Here is a 21,393-nt window from a genome sequence, read left to right as displayed (position 1 = left end):
GGAAGCCAACAGCGACGTGGCGTACACCTCCTGTTGCACAGGTGTACGCCACGTCGTCGACCGCCCCGGGGGAGCGGGTTTGCGGTCTAGTCGGTCGGGGTAGGACTCGCCGTCGGCGCGGTGCCGCTCGGGGTGGCCGACGGTTCGGCCGGAGCGGTCGGCTCGGGAGCCGGCGGGGAGGTCGGTCCGAACCGGAACGGCGCCCCCTGCGGGCAGTACGGGTACGGCTGGCGGGTCAGGTCGGCGAACGCCTCGTCGAGCGAGTACGGCCGCTGCGCCTCCGCGCACCACGGGTGGCCCAACCGGATCGGCTGGCCGTTCTGGTCGAAGAGTCGTACCCCCTCCAGCAGCCGCCCCTGGCTGTCGTAGACGTAGACGTCCTGCACCCCGGAGTACTGGTCGGTGTAGACCTGCTCGTACTGCACCGGGCTGCCGCCGACCCGGCTGTCGAGTTCGACGAAGCCGGTCAGGCCGAAGAGAACCAGCAGGGCCGCACCCAGGTTGAGGACGAACCTCGGGCGCCGGCCCATCCGGTCGGTACGCCGGCCGAGCCAGATCGACCCGGTGATGGTCGCGGCAAGCAGCAGCAGCGCGGCCAGGCCGCTGCCGCCGAGCCGGGGCAGCAGCCCGAACGAGGTTCCGGCCAGCAGCACGGTGATCAGCATCGCGGCGAGGTAGCCGCGCAGGATCCACCAGGCGGGGCGGAGCAGCCGGAGGAAGTCGCTGAGCCGGGTGTAGCCGAGGACGGGGCCGAGCCGGGTGTCGGCGGCGCGGATCCGGTCCCGGCCCTTGCGGACCGCCGCACCGATCCGCTGGTCGAGGTTGACGGCACCGGCCGGCGGGGGGACTCCGGCGGCGGTACGCAGCTCCATCGCGTACGCCTGCGGCGGGCCGAGCCGCTCGTAGAGCGACCCCTCCCCCTCGGCGGCCACCTCGGCCAGGTGCTCGGGCAGGTCTTCGAGCAGTTCGTCGCGGACCGGCGGCGGCAGGTCGGCCAGCGCCTCGCGGACCTGCCCGACGTACCGGGCGATCTCCTGCTCGGTCACGGTCATGCCGCCATCCCCTTGTCGTCGAGCAGCCTGTCCATGGTGGTGGCGAAGGAACGCCAGACCTTGCCGGACCGGAGGAGCTGGTCCCGCCCCGCCGGGTTGAGCGCGTAGTACTTCCGATGGGGGCCCGACTCGCTGGGCACCACGTAGGTGGTGAGCAGGCCGGCCTGGAAGAGCCGGCGCAGCGTGCCGTAGACGGAGGCGTCGCCGATCTCTTCGAGGCCGGCCGCGCGGAGCCGGCGCATGATGTCGTAGCCGTAGCCGTCCTCGTCCTTCAGCACGGCCAGGACCGCGAGATCCAGCACGCCTTTGAGCAACTGGGTCGTGTCCACGTCGGCGATACTACTATTCAATGCGCAGTACCGTCAACGCGGCAGTAGCGTTGCGACCGGCGTGGCGCACGGGCGCTACGGTGTCGCCGTGCCCGCCGAGACCGACGTACTACGCCGCCTCACCGCCGCCACCGGGGTGTACCGGGGCCGGGGCGACGGCCCGGAGAGCGGGCCGTTCGTGGCGCGGATGGTGGTCAGCGCCGCCCTCGACGGACGTGCCGCCATTCTCGACTACGAGGCGACCACCGACAGCGACGGCCTGCGGCACGTCGAGCACAGCGTGCTGGTCCTCGGTGCCGGCGGACGACTCGAACTGCACGTCGCCAGCCTCGAACTGCCCGGCATGGTCTGCTTCACCCAGCGCTCCCCCGGGCACTTCACCGCGTACGAGGGACCGCTGGTGGCCCGGATCGTGCTGAGCACGCCGCGCCCCGGGGCGATCAGCTACGCCTGGTGGTGGTCGCGGGACGAGCGCGAGCCGCGCGAGCAGTCCCGGGCGGACCTGTTCCGCACCGGCTGAGACGCCAACCGTCGCCGCCCTCCCACCGGAATGGCGGAAGGGCGGCGACGGACATGGGGTCGTGCTCCGGTGCCCCGAACTGCGGGACCGGCTCAGTGCATGGCGACCGGGACCGGCACCTCGGCGCACTGCTCCGGCGAGGCGGGCTCGATCCGCTTGCGCGGCAGCAGCAGCGCCGGGACGACACAGAGGACGATCAGCACCAGCGCGATGATGTAGGTCTGGCCGAAGGCGTCGGCCAGCGACGCCTGCCCCTGGGTCAGCACCTCCGGCGGCACCTGCTCACGCGGCACCTGCCCCCGGGTGACCGCGCTGTACGCGGTGGCCGCCTGGCTCTCCAGCACCTGGTTGGTGAGGATCACGGACATCACGGCGGTGCCGATCGAGCCGGCGGTCTGCTGGACGATGTTCATCATCGTGGAGCCCCGGGCGACCTGCTGGTGGGTGAGGCTGGCCATCGCCGCCGACATCATCGGCATCATGGTCATGCCCATCCCCATGCCCATCACGAACAGGCCGCCGAGGAGCAGCCCGTACGAGCTGTCGGCGGTGATCTGGGTGAACGGGGAGAGCCCCAGGGCGATCAGCACGATGCCGCCGAGCACCAGCTTGCCGGGGCCGATCCGGTCGGTCAGCCGGCCGGCGATCGGCATGGTGAGCATCGCGCCGATGCCCTGCGGGGCCAGCAGCAGGCCGGCGTCGAGGGTGCCCTCGCCGCGCACCTGGAGGAAGTAGCTGGGCAGCAGCAGCATCGCGCCCATGAACGCCACGGTGAACAGCGTCATCGTGACGACCGAGATGGTGAGGTTGCGGTTCTTGAACAGCCCCAGGTCGATCAGCGGGTGGTCCTTGCGCAGCGCGTGGAACACGAACGCGAGGATCAGCACCAGGCCGGTGATCGCCGGGAACAGCACCTTGGCGGCGGCCACGGTGCCGGCCTCCGGGATCGAGGAGACGCCGTAGAGGAAGAGCGCCAGACCCGGCGAGAGCAGCAGCATGCCGACGAAGTCGAACGACTCGGAGGGGTGCGGCTCGTCCTTGGGCAGCACCCGCAGCGCCAGGACGAAGGCGACGATGCCGATCGGCACGTTGATCAGGAAGATCCAGTGCCAGGAGGCCGCCTCGATCAGCCACCCGCCGAGGATCGGGCCGCCGATCGGGCCGAGCAGCATCGGTACGCCGAGCACCGCCATCACCCGGCCGACCCGGTGCGGGCCAGCGGCGCGGGTCATGATCGTCATGCCGAGCGGCATCAGCATGCCGCCGCCGAGACCCTGGAGTGCCCGGAAGACGATCAGTGGGCCGATGTCCCAGGCCACGCTGCACAGCGCCGAACCACCGAGGAACAGCACCAGGGACAGCAGGTAGAGGCGCTTGGTGCCGAACCGGTCGGCCGCCCAGCCGGTGATCGGGATCACGGTGGCCAGCGCCAGCGTGTACGCCGTCATCGTCCAGGCGACGGTGGCGTAGCTCGCGTCGAACTTGCTCTGGAAGGTCGGCAGCGCGACGCTGACGACGGTGACGTCGAGGATGGACATGATGGCGCCGAGCACCACCACACCGGCGACTCTCAGGACGCCGGGATCGAGCTTGTCGCTCCCGGCGTCAGGTTGGACGGCCACGGACATGCGGCTCGCTCCTTTTCCCCGTGGATGTAAAGTTAGGCCGACACTAACAGTTCGCCCGCAGCGAAGTATTCTGGGGCTGGCGCTTCCCTGGTAACCTCCGCTGACCGCGGAGGGCAAGGCCGCGTTGCGGCCGACCGTTGCCGCCGTCTGGTGCTCTGGAGGATCGATGGGTGACCGGGACGATCTCATCGCCCAGATCATGGAAACGCAACGAGAGATACAGCACCTTTTCGCCAACGACCCGGCGAACCCGCTGTTCTCGCTGCACCTGACGTTGCCGCAGTTGAAGGTCCTGCTGGTGCTCTCGGCCCACGGCAGCATCGCCGGCCAGGAACTCAGCAGCGCGCTGGGTGTGAGCCTAGCCACCATGACCGGGATGGTGGACCGGCTGGTCGCGCAGGGCCTGGTCACCCGCCGCGAAGACCCGCACGACCGCCGGGTACGCCGGATCGAGCTGAGCAGGTCCGGGCACGACCTGGTCGACCGGTTCGCGACGGCCGGCACGGAGAAGATGCGCCGGATCCTCGACCGGCTCACCGACGACGAGCTGCGTACCGTCGCCCAGTGCAGCGCGCTGCTGGTGAACGCCGTCGCCCAGGTCCCGGAGCCGCCACCGGGATGTGTCGCCGGCTTCGCGGGCTGACCCCGGCCGCCCGCTGTCCTAGCGCCCCTCCGGCATCGCCAGGCGTCCGGAGACACAGAGCAGGGACGTGGAACGCGTGGTCGCCGACGTGACCGCGGTGGGGGCGAACCCGTGCGTCGCCAGCGTCACCGGCAGCCGCTTGACCAGTTCCGCCACCCGGGTCGCCTCCGGCGGCTCGTAGCACAGGTAGAGCCCGCCAGCCGGACGCAGCAGCCGTTTGAGCAGGGTGAGTTCGGCGGCCGGTGACCGGGTCCAGAACAGGTTGACGTTGACGGCAAAGATCTTGTCGAACCGCTCACCGTCCAGATCGGACTGCTCCAGCACGCCGAGTTCCTCGAGCGCGCCGAGCCGGATGACCGCCCTCCCCGCCGAGATGTGGTCGCGGTTGCGCCGTTCCGCCTGCCGGATCGCCGCCGCCGAGCGGTCGATCGCGGTGATCCGCCCGTCGACCAGCCGGTCGCAGACCAGCGACACCGCGACCCCGTTACCGCAGCCGATCTCCAACAGGCGATCGTCCGGGGCCACCTTCAGCAGGTCGACCGCCCACCGCAGCCGCTCCGGCACCGCCGCCGCCCGCACCATCAACGGACTGTACGTCGCCGCCAGCGCAGCCGTGGCCTGGCCCAGGCGAGGAACCGGGCGTACATGGCGGCCGGATCGGGGCCGGGCTGCGGGTTGAGCCGGTACAGGTCGTCGATCGCGTCCTGGAGCATCGACGCGAGGTAGACGTGCAGGGCGACCGGATCGGCCGCGTACTCGATCGCCAGGTTGGCGCGGGCCAGCGGGCAGGGCCACGGCCGGACACAGGCCCGGCAGAGCCAGATCGGCCGCTGCGGCAGGTGCGGGCGTACGGCGGACGGCATCGTTACCTCCCGGTCCTGGAAGGGGTCGCCGGTCTCCGCCGACCGGCGACCCCCGCAGGCCACGCCCGGGACCTACACCCCTGTATCAACCGAGCGCGACCGCCTGCGGAGGAGTCTGGACATCGATTTCCGCGCGGTCAGCAGTATGGCGCGAGATTTGCCGAGAAATATTGACATCGGACCGTGCCGGCCGATATCGCTGTCTCGTTCCAGCCGTTCGAAACTGTCCAGCAGAGAATGGAGCGGGATCGTGGGGGACCGCGCGTCATCCGTACCGCAACGTCAACTCGGCCGTCATTTGAAGATCGCCCGAGAGGAAGCCGGGATCAATCTCGAACCGGCGGCCAAGATCCTGGAATGGTCCCGGGCCCGGATGTACCGGATCGAGCGCGGCGAAACCACGGTACGGACGCACGACGTCGAGGCGATGTGCCGGCTCTACGGCGTCACCCCGAAGATGACCAACGTGCTGCTCAGCCTCGCCAAGGAGTCCAAGGCCAAGGGCTGGTGGCACGCCTACGGCGAGGTGATCCCCTCCTGGTTCCAGTTGTACGTCGGCATGGAAGCGGCCGCCTGCCGGATCCGCAACTTCGAGTCATCGCTGATTCCCGGCCTGTTGCAAACTCCCGAGTACGCCACCGAGGTCTTCCGGACCAAGCCGGGGGTCACCGAGCAGGACATCGCGACCAAGGTGGCGCTGCGGTTGGAACGCCAACGGATTCTGACGCGCCGCCACCCCAAGGCTCCTGATCTAGAGGTGATCCTGGACGAGGCCGTGCTGCGTCGGCCGATCTCGGATCATGACGCATGGTTGGCTCAACTCGCCTACCTGGCAAACGCCAACCGATTGCCTTCGGTCACCGTGCGGGTATTGCCATCGGCGGCGGGTCCGCACCGGGCATCGATGACGAATGCCTTCTACATCCTCGATTTCCCGGCGCTCGGCACCCGTCCGCCCGAGCCAACCACCGTCTACAGCGAGAACCTGACCGGCGCCCTCTATCTGGACAAACCCGCCGAGGTGACGTTCTACGATGACGTCTGGCGGACTCTCGGCGAACTGGCGCTCAGCCAGGAGGCCTCCGAAGACCTGATCGCCGACATCATCAAGGAGGCAGTGGATGACTGAGCCGACCGTTCCGAACTGGCGGAAGAGCACCCATAGTGGCAACGAGGGGGCCTGCGTCGAGGTGGCCGTCAATCCGCCTGGCCGGGTGCTGGTGCGTGACACCAAGGATCGCGACGGTGGCACGTTGAGTTTCCACCCCACCGCGTGGCGGTCCTTCCTCACCGATCTGGCCGTACGGCCTTGAGCGCTGGGTAACCGCCGCCGGAGCAGACACCTCCGGTCCGCGAGACTGTCGAGCTGCCCCGCTTGGGCGCCCACGGTGCCCGCGCCGCCCCGTGCCCCGTCCGTGCACCCAGCTCGACAGTCTGCGCGGCAGGTGTGGCTGCCGAGCGCCGATGGGCGGCCACCGCCGCCGCACGCCGGCCGGCCGGCGTGTGGACCGGCCAGACTGGATCATCCTCCAGGGCGATCCGGCACGCCGTCCCCACGACGGGCGCATCGGCGTCGATACTGATCAGATGCCGCACCGCACGCCCGACATCGACGTACCGGATCTGACCGGCAAGCTCGCGGTGGTCACCGGGGCCAACAGCGGGATCGGGTTCGGCGTCAGCCACCGGCTCGCCCGGGCCGGCGCCGAGGTGATCCTCGCGGTACGCGACGAGGCCAAGGGCAACCGGGCCATCGCCGAGATCCGCGCCGAGGTGCCCGCCGCGAAGCTCACCCTCCAGCACCTGGACCTGACGTCGCTGGCCAGTGTCGCCGCGTTCGGCACGGCCCTGACCGAACGGGGCCGCCCGGTCGACATCCTGGTCAACAACGCCGGGATCATGGCGCCCCGCCGCCGGGCGCTCACCGAGGACGGGTACGAACTCCAGTTCGCCACCAACTATCTCGGGCACTTCGCGCTGACCGGGCACCTGCTTCCGCTGCTGCGCGCCGCCGGTGCCGCCCGGGTGGTGTCGATCAGCAGCATGCTGAGCCGCGTCGGGCGGTTCGACTTCGACAACCTCCAGGGTGAGCGCCACTACCAGCCGGTGCGCGCGTACGGGCTGTCCAAGCTCGCGATGCTGGTCTTCGCCCGGGAGCTTCAGCGGCGCAGCACGCTCGGCGGGTGGGGGATCCGCAGCAACGCCGCCCATCCGGGCGCGACGATCACCAACCTCCAGGTGACCGGGCCAACCCATGGCGGGCGCTCGCTGCGGCTCAACCGGATCCGGAACCGGCTGCTCTACCTCGTACCGTGGGTCTGGCAGGAAATCCCGGGCGGCGCCCTGCCCGCCGTCTACGCCGCGACCAGCCCGGCAGCCGAGGGTGCCGGATACTACGGGCCGGACGGCTTCGCCGAACTCCACGGTGGACCCACCCCGGCGAAGGTCCCTGCCCAAGCCCTGGACGAGGCGGCGGCGGCCCAGCTCTGGGAGGTGTCGGAGCAGCTCAGCCGGGTGAGCTATCCGCACCCGTCCGGCTGAGCCGTCGCAGATGCGGCAGGAACAGGAGGAGACGGTGGCGCCATCGGTACGGCTGCGCCCGGTCCGCGAGGCCGACCTCGCGATGTTCCGGCGGTTCCTGACCGAACCGGGCCTGATCGGGCTCGACTGGACCGGGTTCCGGGACGCCCAGGAGCCAGCCCGGCGGTTCGCCGCCGACGGCTACCTCGGCGCCGAGAACAGCCGGCTGATCGTCGAGGCCGGGCCGGAGCAGGACGCGGTCGGGTTCGTCGGGTGGCATGCCACCGGGTACGGCGTGGCGAAGTTCTGGGAGATCGGGATCGCGCTGCTGCCCGAGTGGCGCGGCCAGGGCATCGGCTGGCGTGCCCAGGCCATGCTCTGCGACTACCTGTTCACACACACCCCCGCCGAACGCATCCAGGCCGGCACCCATCCGGAGAACGCGGCGGAGCAGCGGTCGCTGGAGAAGGCCGGCTTCCGCCTCGAAGGCGTGATGCGGTCGGTCGAGTTCCGGGCCGGCCGCTGGCGGGACGGCTGGCTCTACAGCCGGCTCCGCAGCGATCCGGCGCCGGAGTGACCACCCCGGCGGCTCGGCAGAAACCCGGCCGCGCCGCGACCGCCCTGTTGCTAAGCTCCGCCCATGAATTTCTTCTTCCTCGGCTGACGCGACCGCTGGCGGGTTGCGGATAACCCCTCGCCAGCGATGCGGGGCGGCGGCGCGTCGCCCCGAGTCGCGACGTGGGAGAAGATCGGATGATCTTTCGGTTGCCGGCGCGTACCCGCGCCGGGGCCACACCGCGTCCTGGCACCGTCGTCACGTCGTGACGGCCGCGCGCCTGGTGGCGCGGACGGTGCGGGGCATCGAGCCGGTGGTGGCCGACGAGATAGCAACACTGGGAGTGGGCCGGGTCAGCGCGGTCGCGCACCGTGAGGTGTGGTTCGACTGCCTCGATCCCGGTCCTGAGGTACTGGAGCTACGCTGCGCCGACGACGTCTTCCTGGTCGGCGCGGTGGTGTACGGGATCGGCCGGAGCCGGGCAGACCTGCGGATGCTGGGCAAGGCCGCGACGGCGCTGCCGCTGCGGGAGTTACTGGCCGGGTGGCGCCGGTGCGGTGGCGACCGCCGGTTACCCGGGACGGGCGTGCCGGCAGCGTTGCCCGGGACGGGCGTGCCGGCAGCCTTGCCCGGGATCGACGTCTCCGCGTCGTTCCTGGGGCGGCGTAACTTCACCCGGTTCGATCTGGAGGACGCGGTCGGCGAGCCGATCGCCGCCGCGCTCGGGTTGCCGTACCACAGCCGGCGGGGTGGGCTCGCGCCACCGCCGGGTGGACTGTCCTGGCGGGTCACCCTCGTCGACGACCGGGCCCTGGTGGCGCTGCGGATCGCCGACCGGCCGCTGCACCGCCGCGCGTACCGTCGGATGTCCCGGCCGGGCAGCCTGCACCCACCGGTCGCCGCCGCACTGGTCCGGCTCGCCGGGCCACGCGACGGCGACCTGCTCCTCGACCCCTGCTGCGGGGCGGGGACGATACCGGTCGAGGCGACCCGCTCCGACCGAGCCCTGTCCATTGTGGGTGGTGACATCGACCCGGCCGTGGTCGCGATCGCCGCCGGCAACGGCAGAGGAACACCGGTCGGCTGGGTGGTGGCGGATGCCGGCCGGATCCCGCTGCCCGACGGGGTGGTCGACCTGGTGGTCACCAACCCGCCGTGGAACCGGCAGGTGCCGTTCGCCGGCATCCTGGCCCGCCGGCAGCGGCGGTTCTGGACGGAGCTACGCCGGGTGCTACGCCCGGCCGGCCGCGCGGTGCTGCTGGTCTCCGACGTGGACGGCCAGTTGCCCGACGCGGAGGCGGCCGGGCTGGCCGTGCGGCAGCGGCACCCGATCAGCCTCTCCGGCACCCACCCGGAGATCGTCACCCTGCGGGCAGGGTAGTACGGCCTGCCGGCGTGGCGGACGGGCTACGCCGGCAGCAGGCTGTATGCGATGCCGTCGAGGATGTCCCGCTCGCTGGCGATCACCGAGCTCATCCCGGCCCGCTCCATGACGATCCTGAGCACCAGCGCACCGGCACCGATCACGTCGGCCCGGCCGGGGTGCATCACCGGGATGGTCAGCCGCTCCACCGACGACCGGGCCAGCAGGTCGCTGGTCACCTTCACCACGTCGGCGTACGGGACGCGGGCGTGGTGGATCCGGTCGGGGCGGTACTCCGGCAGGCCCAACGCCATCCCGGCGACCGTGGTCACCGAGCCGGCCAGCCCGATCAGGGTGGCCGCCTCCCGCCCCGGCACCACCGACAGCGCCCGGTCCACCGCCGCCGTGATGTCGGCCTCGGCCGCCGCCAGCTGCTCCGGCGTCGGCGGGTCGCCGTGCAGGTGCCGCTCGGTCATCCGGACGCAGCCGATGTCCACCGACACCGCCGCGTCCACCGCCGCCGCGCCGCCACCGGCTGGCCGCCCGCCGACCACGAACTCGGTCGAGCCGCCCCCGATGTCGACCACCAGGTACGGCGCCCGGACGTCGTCGCCCAGCCCGCGTACGGCACCGGTGAAGGAGAGCCGGGCCTCCTCGTCCCCGGTCACCACCTCCGGCTCGACGCCGAGGGTGTCGACCACCATGGTCTGGAACTCGCCCGCGTTGGAGGCGTCCCGGGAGGCGGAGGTGGCGCACATGCGTACCCGGGACACGCCGAGCGACTCGATCGAGGTGGCGTAGCCGACCAGCGCCTGCCGGGTCCGTTCCAGCGCCTCCGGTGCCAGCCGCCCGGTCCGGTCGAGATCCTGGCCCAGCCGGACGATCTCCATCCGCCGGACCACCTCGGCCAGCTCGGCCTCCGGCCCGGCGGACGGGTCCGGCAGGTCGGCCACGAGCAGCCGGATCGAGTTCGTGCCGCAGTCGATCGCGGCCACGCGGTTCTTCACGATCTTCACTCTACGTCCTCGGGGTCGCGGCGACGCGCTGTCGTCGCGGCAACAGCTCGCAGGGTCGGCACGGAGTCCCTGGCGGGCGGGTGGCGGGGTGATCACGAGTGGGACTGGTGGTGGTACGGGCCGTCGGAGGCCCGTACCACCACCGCGTCTCAGCTCACCGTGCAGGTGACGGCCGGCGCGGAGCCGCCGGTACCCGAGGCCAGGAAGCCGAAGGTCGTCGATCCGCCGGCCGGCAGGCCGCCGTTCCAGCTCACGTTCCTGGCCGTCACCGTCGCTCCCGTCTGCGTGACGGTGGCGTTCCAGGCCTGACTGACCTGCTGGCCGCCGCCGAAGGTGAACGTCGCGGTCCACCCCGTGGTCGCCGTCGACCTGCCGTTGCGCACGCTCACCTCGGCCTGGAACCCGCCGGTCCACTGGTTCGTCACCCGGTAGGTGGCTGTGCAGCCGCCGCCCGCCGGCGGGGTGGTCGGCGTTCCGGGCGGGGTGGTCGGCGTGCCCGGCGGGGTGGTCGTCCCGGGGGTGGGGACGACGCCGCCGAGAAGTTGGGCGAGCGCCGGGTAGAAGCGGTTGGCCATCTTGCGGAAGCCGGACTCGACCGGGTGCACCCCGTCGTTGGTGTCCGTGGCGGCGTTGAAGCCGGTCCACTGGTCCACCACGACGATGGGCGAGCGGGCCGTGGTCAGCCCAGCGGCCCAGCCGGGGATCCGGTTGTTGAACGTCACCGCGTCGGCCGGGCAGGTCTCACAGCCGTGGTGCGGGATGATCTGCGCGACGACGATCTTCATGTCGGGGTTGTTCGCCCGCATCTGGCCGACCAGCTTGGTGAACGCGGCCATGATGGTGTCCATAGACTGCCAGCCGCCCCACAGGTCGTTCGTGCCCAGGTGCATGACGACGATGTCCGGGTCTGCCGCGTTCAACCACGGTGGCAGCTGGTTGTTGTCGGCGATGCCGACGGCCGAAAAGCCGCCGTGGCCCTCGTGGTCGGCGTCGTACGAGAACCCGTAGTTGCAACTGCCTCCGTCGGAGGCGCTGCCGACGAAGTCGATGTTCGAGTAACCAGCCGTCCGGAGCTGGTTCCAGAGCAGGGCGCGCCAGCAGCCGGGGCCGGCGGTGATCGAGTCGCCAAGCGGCATGATCCTGACCGGGGCGGCCGCTGACAGGGCGGGGGCGGTGGGCGAGACCACCGTGAAGGCGAAGGCCAGGACTGCTGCGAGCCCGGTGATCAGGGCGTACCAGAGGGGTTTGCGCGGCATCCTCGTCCGGTCCCGCACGGAGTCCGTCTGTTCGTTCATGGCGTCACTCCTTCCCTCACGGAGTTACGGTCAGCAGGTGGGCCTTGTAGCCCTCGCCGTAGGTGCTGGTCGGGGTGCCGTCGTAGTCCTGGATGAGCACGTTGCCGCCGCTGCATCCCCACGGGTTCCAGGTCCAGGCGGTGTATCCGATCCGCTGCGAGTCCAGCCAGGTCGTCACCCGGTCGATGTAGTCGTGCGCGCAGGTGTCCTGGCCGATCTCACCGGCGTGCACCGGGACCTGGGCCGCGACCGCCGCGATCTGGCTGTCCCAGCAGGAGTCGGTGACGCAGGCGTTGAAGTTGTACGAGTGCCACGACGCCACGATGTTGCCGCGCGGATCGGTCGGCTTGTAGGTCAGCCACTGGGTCAGGTCGTTGGTCCAGGTCAGCCCGGCGACCAGCAGCACGTTGCCGGCGCCGGTGGCGCGTACGGCGTCGACCAGGTCCTGCATGCCGGCCACCTCGTACTCGATGCCGGTGCAGGTGCCGCCGTCGCGCAGGCACCGCCACGCGGCGGGCATGTCCGACCAGTTGTTGGAGGCGTCCGGGTAGGGCTCGTTGAACAGGTCGAATACCACCGCGTCGTTGCCCTTGAAGGCGTTCGCCACCCCGGTCCAGAACCGCGGGGTGTACTGCATGCTCGGCATCGGCTTCTGGCAGGTGGCGTTGACGTCGGCGCAGGCCGAGATGTTGCCGGTGTAGCTGCCGTGCGTCCAGTGCAGGTCGAGGATCGGGTTGATCCCGTTGGCGACCAGCAGGTTCACGTAGTCCTTGACCGCCTGCTGGTAGGCGGCGCCACTGGGCGTGCCGGAGAGCCCCAGCCAGCAGTCCTCGTTCAACGGGATCCGGACGGCACGGATGTTCCAGGTCTTCATGGCGTCGACCGAGGCCTGGTCCACCGGGCCGCTGTCCCACATCCCCTTGCCCTGTACGCAGGCGAACTCGCCGCTGGCCCGGTTGACCCCGAGCAACCGGTAGGTCGCCCCGGCCGCCGTCACCAACCGATTGCCGGAGACCCGCAGGGCGGGCGCCACACCACCGGGCGGTGGGGTGGTGGTCGGTGGCGTGGTGACCGGTGGGGTGGTGGGCGGCGCCGTGGTCGGCGGGTTGGCCGACGGCGAGGTGACCGAGCCGGTGCAGGTCGTGCCGTTCAGCGCGAACGAGGCGGGGACCGGGTTGCTGCCGTTCCACGACCCGACGAAGCCGATCGCGGTCGAACCGCCGGTGCCCAGCGAACCGTTCCAGCTGAGACTGGCGGCCGAGACGCGGGTGCCGGACTGCGACCAGGTGGCGCTCCAGCCCTGGCTGACGCGCTGGCTGGCGTTCGGGAAGTCGAACGTCAACGTCCAACTCGTGACCGGCGAGCCGAGGTTGGTGATGGAGACGTTGCCCGAGAACCCACCGGTCCACTGGCTCTGCACGGTGTAGGTCACCGAGCAGCCGGTAGTCGCGGCGGACACGGGGAACGTGCCCGCCACCAGACTGGCGGCGGCGAGTGTGCACACCGCGCCGGCGGCGAGCAGGGCATGCCGACTTTTCATGAGGATCTCCTCTGGACAGGAAGAGGTGACCATCAATGGGAGCGCGTGAAGGAGCTTTCTTTATTAAGCTCACTAAGTCAAGCGACCTGGTGGCGGGGACCGGGTGCCGCGGTCGTCCCCCGGGCGACGACGGTCTCGGTCTCGCACCACCGCTGCGCGACCGGCTGCCCGTCGATCAGCCGCAGCACGGACTCGGCCACCAGGTCGCCGAACAGGTGCACGTCGAGACTCATCGTGGTGAGCGGCGGTGACGCCAGCCGGCACAGGCTGGAGTCGTCCCAGGCGATCAGGCTGAGGTCGCGGGGAATCTCCAGACCCAGTTCCTTGGCGGTGTTCAGGCCGGCGAGCGCCATCAGGTCGTTGTCGTAGACGATCGCGCTGGGCGGCTCGGAACCGCCCAGCAGCGCGGCGGTGAGCTTCGCGCCCGACTCCTCCGAGTAGTCGCCCGCCACCATCTCTGCGGTGACGCCGGCCGAGCGTGCCGCCTCCAGCAGGGCGGCGGTGCGGGTCCGGGTGTGTCGCAGGGTCTCGGGGCCGCTGACCCGGGCGATCCGGCGATGCCCCAGGTCGAGCAGGTGCGCCAGCGCGGCCCGCACCGAGCCGACGTCGTCCCGGCGTACGGCCGGGAGGTCGCCGGCGGCCTCTCCCGCGACGACCACGGGTAGACCGAGTTCGCGCAGCACCGCCGGCCGGGTGTCGTCGACGACCGGATTCACCAGTACGACGGCGTCGACGAGTTGCTGCCCCGCCCACCGCCGGTACGCCGCGATCTCCGCAGTGTGGTTGGCGACGATGTGCAACAGCACCGACCGCCCCTGCTCCGCGAGCCGTTCCTCGATGCCGGCGATGAACTCCATGAAGAAGGGCTCGGCACCGAGCAGCCGGGGTGGCCGGGCGAGCACCAGGCCGACCGCGCTCGTGGCTCTCATCCGCTCTCCCGCCTGGTGTGGGTTCAGCCGGCCGACTCGGTGCGCGGCACGGGCTCGGAGTCGAGCGGTCCGGGCAACCGAAGGCCCTGCCGCAGCGGAACCAACTCGGACTCCAGGACGAGTGTGGCGGCACCGATGGCGCAGGCCGTCGCGGCGGACCGCGACAACCGCACGTCCACGGTGGGCGCCGAACGGGCGAGGTGGCCGTGCAGCTCCTGGCGTACGACCGGAAGGTAGACCGAGCCGGCGACGGCAAAACTCGGCCCGGTCAACACGACGACTTCGAGGTCCATGATGCTGACCAGGGTGCGGGTGGCCGTCGCGACATACCGGGCGGATCTCTCCAGCAACGCCAGCGCCCGCGGCTCGCCCCGCCGGGCGGCCCGGCTGATCGTGGCGAAGTCCGTCGCCACCGAGGTCTGCTCCGCGCCACCCCGCAGGCCCAGCGCGCCGGCCAGTGCCGCGTCCGCACGCCCGGCGGCGACCACGGCCGCCGGACCGGCGACCGCCTCCACGCAGCCACGGCCACCACACCAGCAGCGCGGGCCGTCCGCGTGTACGCACACGTGCCCCAACTCGCCGGCGCTGCCGCTCGGACCCCGGTAGGTGATGCCGTTGAGGACCAGCCCGGCGCCGATCCCGGTTCCCATGTAGAGCGCGGCCGCCGCCGTCGCGGCCCCGAACCCGCCGGCCCAGTGCTCGCCCAACGCCGCCGCGGTCGCGTCGTTGTCGAGCACCACGGGCAACGTCGTCGCCTGCTCCAGCGCCGGGCCCAGCGGGAATCCCTCCCACTGCCGGATGGAGGGGCCGGGGAGGACCAGGCCGAGGCCGAGTACCCGGGCACGCTCCAGGCCGACGCTGTCGATCAGCGTCGCTATCTCGGCCGCGATCCGGGCCACCACGGCCGGCGGTTCCTCGGCACCGGCGCCGGGCCGGGCGATCCGGGCCACCGCTACCCCGGCGAGGTTGGTCAGGACGTACGTCAGCACGTCGTTGTCCAGGTGCACACCCACCGCGTACCGGGAGGCGTGGTTGAGCTGGAGCAGGACCCTGCGCTTGCCACCGGTCGACTCGGCGTGGCCGGTCTCGACGACCAGACCCTCGTTGATGAGTTTGCGGACGAGGTTGGAGATCGTGGGTGCGGTGAAGCCGGTGGCGTTGATCAGGCCCACCCGGCTGATCGTGCCGGCCGCCCGGATAGCGTCGAGGACCGCTGCCCTACTGCTCGCATGCGGTTTGCTCGCTACTCGTCCGCTCACTGCTCCTCTGCCACGAGCCGCGTAGATGACCCAGCAAAGTATACAAGGACCGGCTGGCTCTCAGAGCCGCAGCAGCATCCGGACGTTGCCGAGGGTGTTCGGCTTGACCCGTTCCAGGCCGAGGAACTCGGCGACGCCCTCGTCGTAGGAGCGGAGCAGTTGCTCGAAGACCGCCTGCGGCACCGGCGCCCCGTCGATCTCGACGAAACCGAAGGCGGCGAAGAACCGGGTCTCGAAGGTGAGCACGAAGACCCGGGCGACGCCCAGCTCGCGGGCGGTGGTCAGCAGCTCCGCCACGATCCGCTGGCCGATCTTGCGGCCCCGGTGCGCCGGGTGCACCGCCACCGTCCGGATCTCGGCCAGGTCCTCCCACATCACGTGCAGGGCACCGCAACCGACCACCGTGCCGTCGGCCGGATCCACCGCGACCCAGAACTCCTGGACGTCCTCGTAGAGCGTGACGGTGGCCTTGCTGAGCAGCCGCCGCTCCGGACTGTAGGTGTCGATCAGATCCCGGATCCCGCGTACGTCGGCGGTCCGGGCCCGCCGGATGACCAGCTCGGCCGGGACCGGCGCCGGCTCGCCGCCGGTCATCCGGTCGGCTCCGCCGACCGGGCCGAGGGCACCGGCTCGACGCACGGACCGTCGGCCCACCACTGTTCGAGCAGCTCCAGCACCTCGTCGCCGAACGGGTTGACGCCGGGGCCGGCGGCCAGCGCGTGCCCGAGGTGCACGTGCAGGCACTTCACCCGGCCCGGCATGCCGCCGGCCGAGATCCCGTCGATCTCCGGCACGGTGCCGATCGCCTCCCGCCGGGTCAGGTAGTCCCGGTGCGCCGCCAGGTAGCGCTCGGCCAGCTCGGGATCGGTGCCCAGCCGCTCCTGCATCTCGCGCATCAGCCCGGCGGACTCCAGCCGGCTGCACCCGGCCACCGCTCGCGGGCAGGTCAGGTAGAAGAGGGTGGGGAAGGGTGTGCCGTCGGCGAGCCGGGGGGTGGTCTCCACCACGTCGGGCTGGCCGCACGGGCAGCGGTGCGCCACCGCGCGGGTGCCGCGCGGGGTCCGGCCGAGCTGGGCGGCGACCGCCGCCAGGTCCGCGTCGGTGGCCGGCTCCCGCACCGGTGCCGGCACGCCGGCCGCCGCCGGCTCCGCGCCGGGACGACCCACTCCACCGGGTACGCCGACCGGGTCGGGACGGCTCACCGGCCGGTCCGGTCCGGCTGCTCGTTGGCGGCCTGCACGCTGGACCAGAGGGTGTCGTACCAGGGCTCCGGGGCCCGTTCGGCCGCCGACGGATCGACTCCGGCGTCCCGGGCGGCACCCTTGTGATCGGTGAGCACCACCAGCGGCACCTCGCCGGGCAGCACCATGTAGAACCGCTCCCTCGCCTGGATCTTCACGTATTCCGGGTCGTCCCAGAGCGCCGCCTCCTCGGTCAGGTCACCGATGACTTCGCGCTGCGCCTGCTGGGCCGCCTCGATCCGGGCGATGTCGGACTGCTGGTCGAGATAGACCCGCACCGGATAGGTGTACGCGAGGGCGAGCGCCACCAGCACCCCGGCGAGTACGGTCGCCCGGCCGGTGTAGCGCCGGGGGTGCTGGGCGTACGTCCGCTTCACGGCGCGGGCGGCGACGGTCCGGCGGGCGGCCGCGGGCCGGCTGCCAGAGCGGGAGCCGTCCGCGCCCCGGCCGGTGCCGGCGGCCCGGGTCGTACCGGTGGCCCGGGTGGCTCCGGAGGAGCGGGCCTGGCCCTGTCGCGGCTCGGCCCGGGACCCGGAATCCCGACCCGAGGCACGGCCGGTCCGGGACGTCCCGGACCGGCCACCGCGATCCGGCCGTCGAGCCGGGCCCTGCCCGCTCGGCGTACGGCGTTGCGTCATCGCCGTCGCACCCCTCCCCCAAAGGCTGACCAGTCAGTTCGAACGGTAACGCGGAAACGCTCCGGTGCCGGCGTACCGCGCCGCGTCGGCCAGCTCCTCCTCGATCCGCAGTAGCTGGTTGTATTTCGCCACCCGGTCGGAGCGGGCCGGCGCACCGGTCTTGATCTGGCCGCAGCCGGTGGCCACCGCCAGGTCGGCGATGGTGGTGTCCTCGGTCTCGCCGGAGCGGTGGCTCATCATGCACTTGAAGCCGGCCCGGTGCGCCATGTCGACCGCCTCGAAGGTTTCGGTCAACGAACCGATCTGGTTCACCTTGACCAGTACGGCGTTGGCGGTCCGCTCCGCGATGCCCCGGGCGATCCGCTGCGGGTTGGTGACGAAGAGGTCGTCGCCGACGATCTGCACCCGCTCGCCGAGCGAGGCGGTCAGCCCGGCCCAGCCGGACCAGTCGTCCTCGGAGAGCGGGTCCTCGATGGAGACGATCGGGTAGTCGTCGGCCAGCTTCTGGTAGTAGGCGGTCATCTCGTCCGCCGTCTTGGTGCCGCCCTCGAAGGTGTAGACCCCGTCGTTGAAGAACTCGGTGGCGGCCACGTCGAGCGCGAAGACGATGTCGGTGCCGAGCCGGTAGCCGGCCTTCTCGACCGCCTCGGCGATCAGGTCGAGCGCGGTGGAGTTGGTCGGCAGGTCGGGGGCGAAGCCGCCCTCGTCGCCGAGGCCGGTGGCCAGGCCCTTCTTCTTCAGCACCGACTTGAGCGCGTGGTAGACCTCGGCGCCCGAGCGCAGCGCCTCGCGGAACGAAGGCGCGCCGATCGGGGCGATCATGAATTCCTGCACGTCGACGTTGGAGTCGGCGTGCGCGCCACCGTTGAGGATGTTCATCATCGGCACCGGCAGCAGGTGCGCGTGCGGGCCGCCCAGGTAGCGGAAGAGGCTCAGCTCGGCGCTGTTCGCCGCCGCCTTCGCCACCGCCAGCGAGACCCCGAGGATGGCGTTGGCACCCAGCTCCGACTTGTCGTCGGTGCCGTCGATGTCGAGCATCTTCTGGTCGATCAGCCGCTGCTCGCTGGCCTCGTAGCCGACGAGCTGGTCGACGATCCGGTCCTCGATGTTGGCGACCGCCTTCTCCACGCCCTTGCCGTTGTAGCGGTCCTTGTCGCCGTCGCGCAGCTCGATCGCCTCGAAGGCTCCGGTGGACGCGCCGGACGGCACCGCAGCGCGGGCGACCGTACCGTCGTCCAGCCCGATCTCGACCTCGACGGTCGGGTTGCCGCGCGAGTCGAGAATCTCCCGGGCGACGATTCCCTCGATGGTGGCCACTGTCCTGCTCCTCAAAGATTGAAGTCTGTCCATCGAAAACCGATGGTGGTCCGTCCCCGTCGCGGCGGTGCGGCGCAGGCTCCCGCAGGCAGCCTATCGGTCGGGCCCGGGGCTCCGGGCGCTGCCTCCGGGCCCGGCCGCCCGACCGTGGGGCCACCCGACATTTGTGGATTTCTTTCACAGTACGTGGGAACCGGTTTGCGCGCGCTTGACCCGATCGTGAAGGCTGTGGGCCATGCCGGTTGTGTCGATCTCACTCCGGGTACTCGCGGGGGCGATCATTTCCGTACTGACGGTCTCCGGGTGCCAGACCCTGGATGACGCCGGTCGGGTGATCGGGCGGGCAGACCTGGTCAACGACCTGGCCGCCCGACTGGACCGGTCCAACGAGCTGACCTACTCCGCCGACTACCAACTCCCCGGTGGCCAGAACGCCTCGATCTCGCAGTCGCAGGACCCGCTACGCGCGGCGTACACCTATCCGGGCGGCAAGCTGACGGTCACCACGGACGCGACCACGGCCTGCGACACCAGCACCCGGAAACCGACCTGCACGCTGACCGCGCCCCCGCCGGCCAACGCCAAGCCGTCGGTCACCATTTTCGCCGACATGAACAAACGCGGCCTGGTCACCCCACCGGTGGTGGTCGGCCTGCTCACCGCCGCCGCGCTCGACCCGGACGCGACGATCCGGCAGTACGACACCACCGTCGCCGGGCGGCACGCCACCTGTGTGGAGGTCGACCAGCTCAGCGACGCCCCGGCGGCCGGCTTCGACGCCTGCATCACCAGCGAGGGTGCGCTGGGCAGCTTCACCGGTACGGTCGACGGCACCGAACTCGAGGTGGCGCTCCGCCGTTACCGCGACGCGGTGGAGAGCAGCGCCTTCGAGCTGCCCGCCGGTGCCGGACTGATCGACCGGCGTGCCGGGGCGGGCCAGCAGACACCCGCCTGAGCTCACGCCAGGTCGTACTCGTCCAGGCCGAGCAGCGCGGGCAGGTGGCGCGGCGACGGGGAGCCGTGCGCCAGCATCGCGTCGTGCCACTGCCGGACCGGCACCCCGTCCGGGCGGCGCGCGGCGATCCCGGCGACCTGGTGGTAGCCGACGAAATAGGTGGAGAGCTGGGTCGAGGTGAGCAGGGCCCGACGCCACTTGCCGGCCGCCTCGCCCTCCTCCTGGAAGCCCCGCCCGGTCATCAACGCCAGCCCGTCGGACTCGGACAGCTCCTCGCAGTGCGTCAACTGGTCGAGGATCGCGTTGATGGTCATCCGGAGCTGCATCTTGAGCTGCTGCAACCGCACCGCCAGGCCGCCGAACCCGCACGCGACCATCGCCTCCTCGGCGTAGACCGCCCAGCCCTCGATGAACGGACCCGAGTGGCCGAGCGCGCGGGCCCGGCTGCTGCCCCGGTAGCGCCGGGCGTGCGCCAGTTGGAGGAAGTGCCCCGGCACCGCCTCGTGCACCGTCAGGTTGCGGATCATGTGGTCGTTGTACTCCCGGAAGAACGACTCCACCCGGGTCGCGGGCCAGTCCGCCGGGGTCGGCGCGATGCAGTAGTAGGTCGGCACCGCGGCGGATTCCAGCGGCCCCGGCGCGTCGCAGTAGGCGACCGCGACCCCCCGGTCGTGCTCGGGCATCTCCTTGATCACGCAGGTGTCGTCGACCAGCGACACCAGGTCGGCGTCGACGACGAAGTCGAGCACCTCGTCCAGGGCGGTCCGGGCCAGCGGCACCACCGAGGAGTTGTCCGGGTGCTCGTCGGCGAGCAGCGCCAGCGCCTGGCGTACCGTCTCGTCCGAGGCCGGGCCACCGACCAGCTCGACCGCCGCCGCCCGGATCTCCTCGGTGACCCGCTCCAGGTTCGCCCAGGCGGAGTCGAGCACCTGCCGGGCGCCGAGTTCGGTGTCCAGGGTGTGCCAGAGCCGCCCCTCCCAGAGCCGCCGCCCCAGCCGGGGGTCCCGCCCCGGCCCGGCGTCGTCGTCGCGCAGCCCGGCACGGAGCCATTCGACGAACCCGGTCAGCTCGCGGACCGCCATCCGGGCGACCGGCCCGACCGTGTCGCGCAGGCCGGGCGCCTCGGCCAGCAGGGCCGGCACCTGCCCCCGGACCAGCGCCGCCGCGCCCTCGAACTGCCCGACGGCGGTCTCGGCGTGGATCCGGGGTACGTCGCGGAGCACGGCCCGCGCCGTCGCCAGCGCGTCGGGTACGGCGGCCAGCCGCCCGGCCAGGCTGGTCAGCCGTACGTCGACCGGGGCGAACGGCCGGGCGACCAGCGCGTGCAGCAGCGGCCCCGGGTTGTGCACCAGCGGGTTCCACTCGTGCGACCGCACCTCGGTCAGCTCGAAGATCCCCCGGTCGACCAGGGCGGTGAGTACGGCGTGGTCGACCCGCTCCGGGACGTCCAACTCCTCGGCGTCCACCTCGGAGAGCGCGTGCGCGGCGTCCCGCAGCATCGCCACCCGCCCGGCCACCGCGTCGGCGGACCGGTCCGGCAACTGGTCGTCGAGACCGTGCTCGCCGACCGACGAGGCCAGCTCGGGGTCGCTCGCCAGGAGCGCGTCGACGATCCGTTCGGCGAGCGGGACGAATGGTGGCATGGGGAAAACCTAGACGATCAGCCGCTCCCCGTCGGCCGGCGCATCGGCCCGATCCGCCGGTCGACCCGCGGTACGGGACCCAATGG

23 protein-coding genes are annotated in these 21,393 nt (G+C 71.5%); 8 read left to right on the top strand and 15 right to left on the bottom strand.

Translation table 11 applies throughout. The features are described from left to right. Positions 1 to 86: 86 nt before the first annotated feature. Positions 87 to 1,052, bottom strand: coding sequence for a hypothetical protein (locus tag AAH979_RS17955; protein ID WP_346259259.1), 966 nt, complete (start codon positions 1,050 to 1,052; stop codon positions 87 to 89). After that, positions 1,049 to 1,381 carry a PadR family transcriptional regulator gene (locus AAH979_RS17950; RefSeq protein ID WP_318394651.1) on the bottom strand — a complete coding sequence of 111 codons (333 nt, stop codon included), beginning with the start codon at positions 1,379 to 1,381 and terminating at the stop codon, positions 1,049 to 1,051. The genes AAH979_RS17955 and AAH979_RS17950 overlap by 4 nt, the downstream gene beginning before the upstream one ends. An 88-nt stretch (positions 1,382 to 1,469) precedes the next feature. Between AAH979_RS17950 and AAH979_RS17945 the strand changes: the two genes are divergently transcribed. Next, on the top strand, positions 1,470 to 1,901 hold the full coding sequence (locus AAH979_RS17945) for a hypothetical protein (RefSeq protein WP_346259258.1): 432 nt from the start codon (positions 1,470 to 1,472) through the stop codon (positions 1,899 to 1,901). A 92-nt stretch (positions 1,902 to 1,993) separates the two neighbouring features. Here AAH979_RS17945 and AAH979_RS17940 read toward each other — a convergent pair whose 3' ends face one another. Further along, positions 1,994 to 3,529, bottom strand: a complete 1,536-nt coding sequence (locus tag AAH979_RS17940; protein ID WP_346259257.1) for a DHA2 family efflux MFS transporter permease subunit — start codon at positions 3,527 to 3,529, stop codon at positions 1,994 to 1,996. Between the two features lie 166 nt (positions 3,530 to 3,695). Between AAH979_RS17940 and AAH979_RS17935 the strand changes: the two genes are divergently transcribed. Next, positions 3,696 to 4,172, top strand: a complete 477-nt coding sequence (locus AAH979_RS17935; RefSeq protein ID WP_346259256.1) for a MarR family transcriptional regulator — start codon at positions 3,696 to 3,698, stop codon at positions 4,170 to 4,172. Between the two features lie 18 nt (positions 4,173 to 4,190). On the opposite strand, the gene AAH979_RS17930 is transcribed toward AAH979_RS17935, so the two are convergent. Then, positions 4,191 to 4,754, bottom strand: a complete 564-nt coding sequence (locus tag AAH979_RS17930) for a class I SAM-dependent methyltransferase (RefSeq protein WP_346259255.1) — start codon at positions 4,752 to 4,754, stop codon at positions 4,191 to 4,193. Next, positions 4,754 to 5,035, bottom strand: a complete 282-nt coding sequence (locus AAH979_RS17925; RefSeq protein WP_346259254.1) for a hypothetical protein — start codon at positions 5,033 to 5,035, stop codon at positions 4,754 to 4,756. Before AAH979_RS17925 ends, AAH979_RS17930 begins: the two co-directional genes overlap by 1 nt. 250 nt (positions 5,036 to 5,285) lie before the next feature. On the opposite strand from AAH979_RS17925, the gene AAH979_RS17920 reads away from it, so the two are divergent. From AAH979_RS17920 to AAH979_RS17900, 5 genes are all read left to right on the top strand, one after another. After that, on the top strand, positions 5,286 to 6,164 hold the full coding sequence (locus AAH979_RS17920; protein ID WP_346259253.1) for a helix-turn-helix transcriptional regulator: 879 nt from the start codon (positions 5,286 to 5,288) through the stop codon (positions 6,162 to 6,164). Beyond that, complete coding sequence (locus AAH979_RS17915) at positions 6,157 to 6,348, top strand: DUF397 domain-containing protein (RefSeq protein ID WP_346259252.1); 192 nt, start codon at positions 6,157 to 6,159, stop codon at positions 6,346 to 6,348. The genes AAH979_RS17920 and AAH979_RS17915 overlap by 8 nt, the downstream gene beginning before the upstream one ends. A gap of 274 nt (positions 6,349 to 6,622) precedes the next feature. Continuing rightward, positions 6,623 to 7,576 carry an SDR family oxidoreductase gene (locus tag AAH979_RS17910; protein WP_346259251.1) on the top strand — a complete coding sequence of 318 codons (954 nt, stop codon included), beginning with the start codon at positions 6,623 to 6,625 and terminating at the stop codon, positions 7,574 to 7,576. 10 nt (positions 7,577 to 7,586) lie between these two features. Beyond that, on the top strand, positions 7,587 to 8,132 hold the full coding sequence (locus tag AAH979_RS17905) for a GNAT family protein (protein WP_346259250.1): 546 nt from the start codon (positions 7,587 to 7,589) through the stop codon (positions 8,130 to 8,132). A gap of 244 nt (positions 8,133 to 8,376) precedes the next feature. Further along, positions 8,377 to 9,492: a methyltransferase domain-containing protein gene (locus tag AAH979_RS17900; RefSeq protein WP_346259249.1), complete on the top strand. Its 1,116-nt coding sequence runs from the start codon at positions 8,377 to 8,379 to the stop codon at positions 9,490 to 9,492. Between the two features lie 26 nt (positions 9,493 to 9,518). Here the strand turns inward: AAH979_RS17900 and AAH979_RS17895 are convergent, their stop codons facing one another. The 9 genes from AAH979_RS17895 to eno all read right to left on the bottom strand — a co-directional run bounded on the left by AAH979_RS17895 (position 9,519) and on the right by eno (position 18,709). Then, positions 9,519 to 10,469: a Ppx/GppA phosphatase family protein gene (locus AAH979_RS17895; RefSeq protein ID WP_346259341.1), complete on the bottom strand. Its 951-nt coding sequence runs from the start codon at positions 10,467 to 10,469 to the stop codon at positions 9,519 to 9,521. Positions 10,470 to 10,639: 170 nt separating this feature from the next. Further along, positions 10,640 to 11,785, bottom strand: coding sequence for a cellulose binding domain-containing protein (locus AAH979_RS17890; protein WP_346259248.1), 1,146 nt, complete (start codon positions 11,783 to 11,785; stop codon positions 10,640 to 10,642). 16 nt (positions 11,786 to 11,801) lie between these two features. Next, positions 11,802 to 13,325 carry a cellulase family glycosylhydrolase gene (locus tag AAH979_RS17885; RefSeq protein ID WP_346259247.1) on the bottom strand — a complete coding sequence of 508 codons (1,524 nt, stop codon included), beginning with the start codon at positions 13,323 to 13,325 and terminating at the stop codon, positions 11,802 to 11,804. A gap of 77 nt (positions 13,326 to 13,402) precedes the next feature. Continuing rightward, positions 13,403 to 14,254: a substrate-binding domain-containing protein gene (locus AAH979_RS17880; protein WP_346259246.1), complete on the bottom strand. Its 852-nt coding sequence runs from the start codon at positions 14,252 to 14,254 to the stop codon at positions 13,403 to 13,405. Positions 14,255 to 14,277: 23 nt separating this feature from the next. Then, on the bottom strand, positions 14,278 to 15,426 hold the full coding sequence (locus AAH979_RS17875) for an ROK family protein (RefSeq protein WP_346259245.1): 1,149 nt from the start codon (positions 15,424 to 15,426) through the stop codon (positions 14,278 to 14,280). Between the two features lie 147 nt (positions 15,427 to 15,573). Further along, the gene (locus tag AAH979_RS17870) at positions 15,574 to 16,107 is read right to left on the bottom strand and encodes an amino-acid N-acetyltransferase (RefSeq protein WP_346259244.1); all 534 of its coding nucleotides are present in this window, start codon (positions 16,105 to 16,107) and stop codon (positions 15,574 to 15,576) included. After that, positions 16,104 to 16,679, bottom strand: coding sequence for a DUF501 domain-containing protein (locus AAH979_RS17865; protein ID WP_346259340.1), 576 nt, complete (start codon positions 16,677 to 16,679; stop codon positions 16,104 to 16,106). The genes AAH979_RS17870 and AAH979_RS17865 overlap by 4 nt, the downstream gene beginning before the upstream one ends. Positions 16,680 to 16,711: 32 nt before the next feature. Beyond that, complete coding sequence (locus AAH979_RS17860; protein ID WP_346259243.1) at positions 16,712 to 17,392, bottom strand: septum formation initiator family protein; 681 nt, start codon at positions 17,390 to 17,392, stop codon at positions 16,712 to 16,714. 33 nt (positions 17,393 to 17,425) lie between these two features. Beyond that, a complete protein-coding gene (eno, locus tag AAH979_RS17855; protein WP_346259242.1) occupies positions 17,426 to 18,709 on the bottom strand; it encodes a phosphopyruvate hydratase in 1,284 nt (427 codons plus the stop codon). 235 nt (positions 18,710 to 18,944) lie between these two features. On the opposite strand from eno, the gene AAH979_RS17850 reads away from it, so the two are divergent. Next, positions 18,945 to 19,664, top strand: coding sequence for a hypothetical protein (locus tag AAH979_RS17850; RefSeq protein ID WP_346259241.1), 720 nt, complete (start codon positions 18,945 to 18,947; stop codon positions 19,662 to 19,664). 2 nt (positions 19,665 to 19,666) lie between these two features. Here the strand turns inward: AAH979_RS17850 and AAH979_RS17845 are convergent, their stop codons facing one another. Beyond that, the gene (locus AAH979_RS17845) at positions 19,667 to 21,307 is read right to left on the bottom strand and encodes a DUF885 domain-containing protein (protein ID WP_346259240.1); all 1,641 of its coding nucleotides are present in this window, start codon (positions 21,305 to 21,307) and stop codon (positions 19,667 to 19,669) included. Between the last annotated feature and the right edge of the window lie 86 nt (positions 21,308 to 21,393).

This window comes from Plantactinospora sp. ZYX-F-223, assembly GCF_039649625.1.
Lineage (GTDB): Bacteria > Actinomycetota > Actinomycetes > Mycobacteriales > Micromonosporaceae > Plantactinospora.
This window is presented reverse-complemented; position numbering and strand designations above follow the sequence as displayed.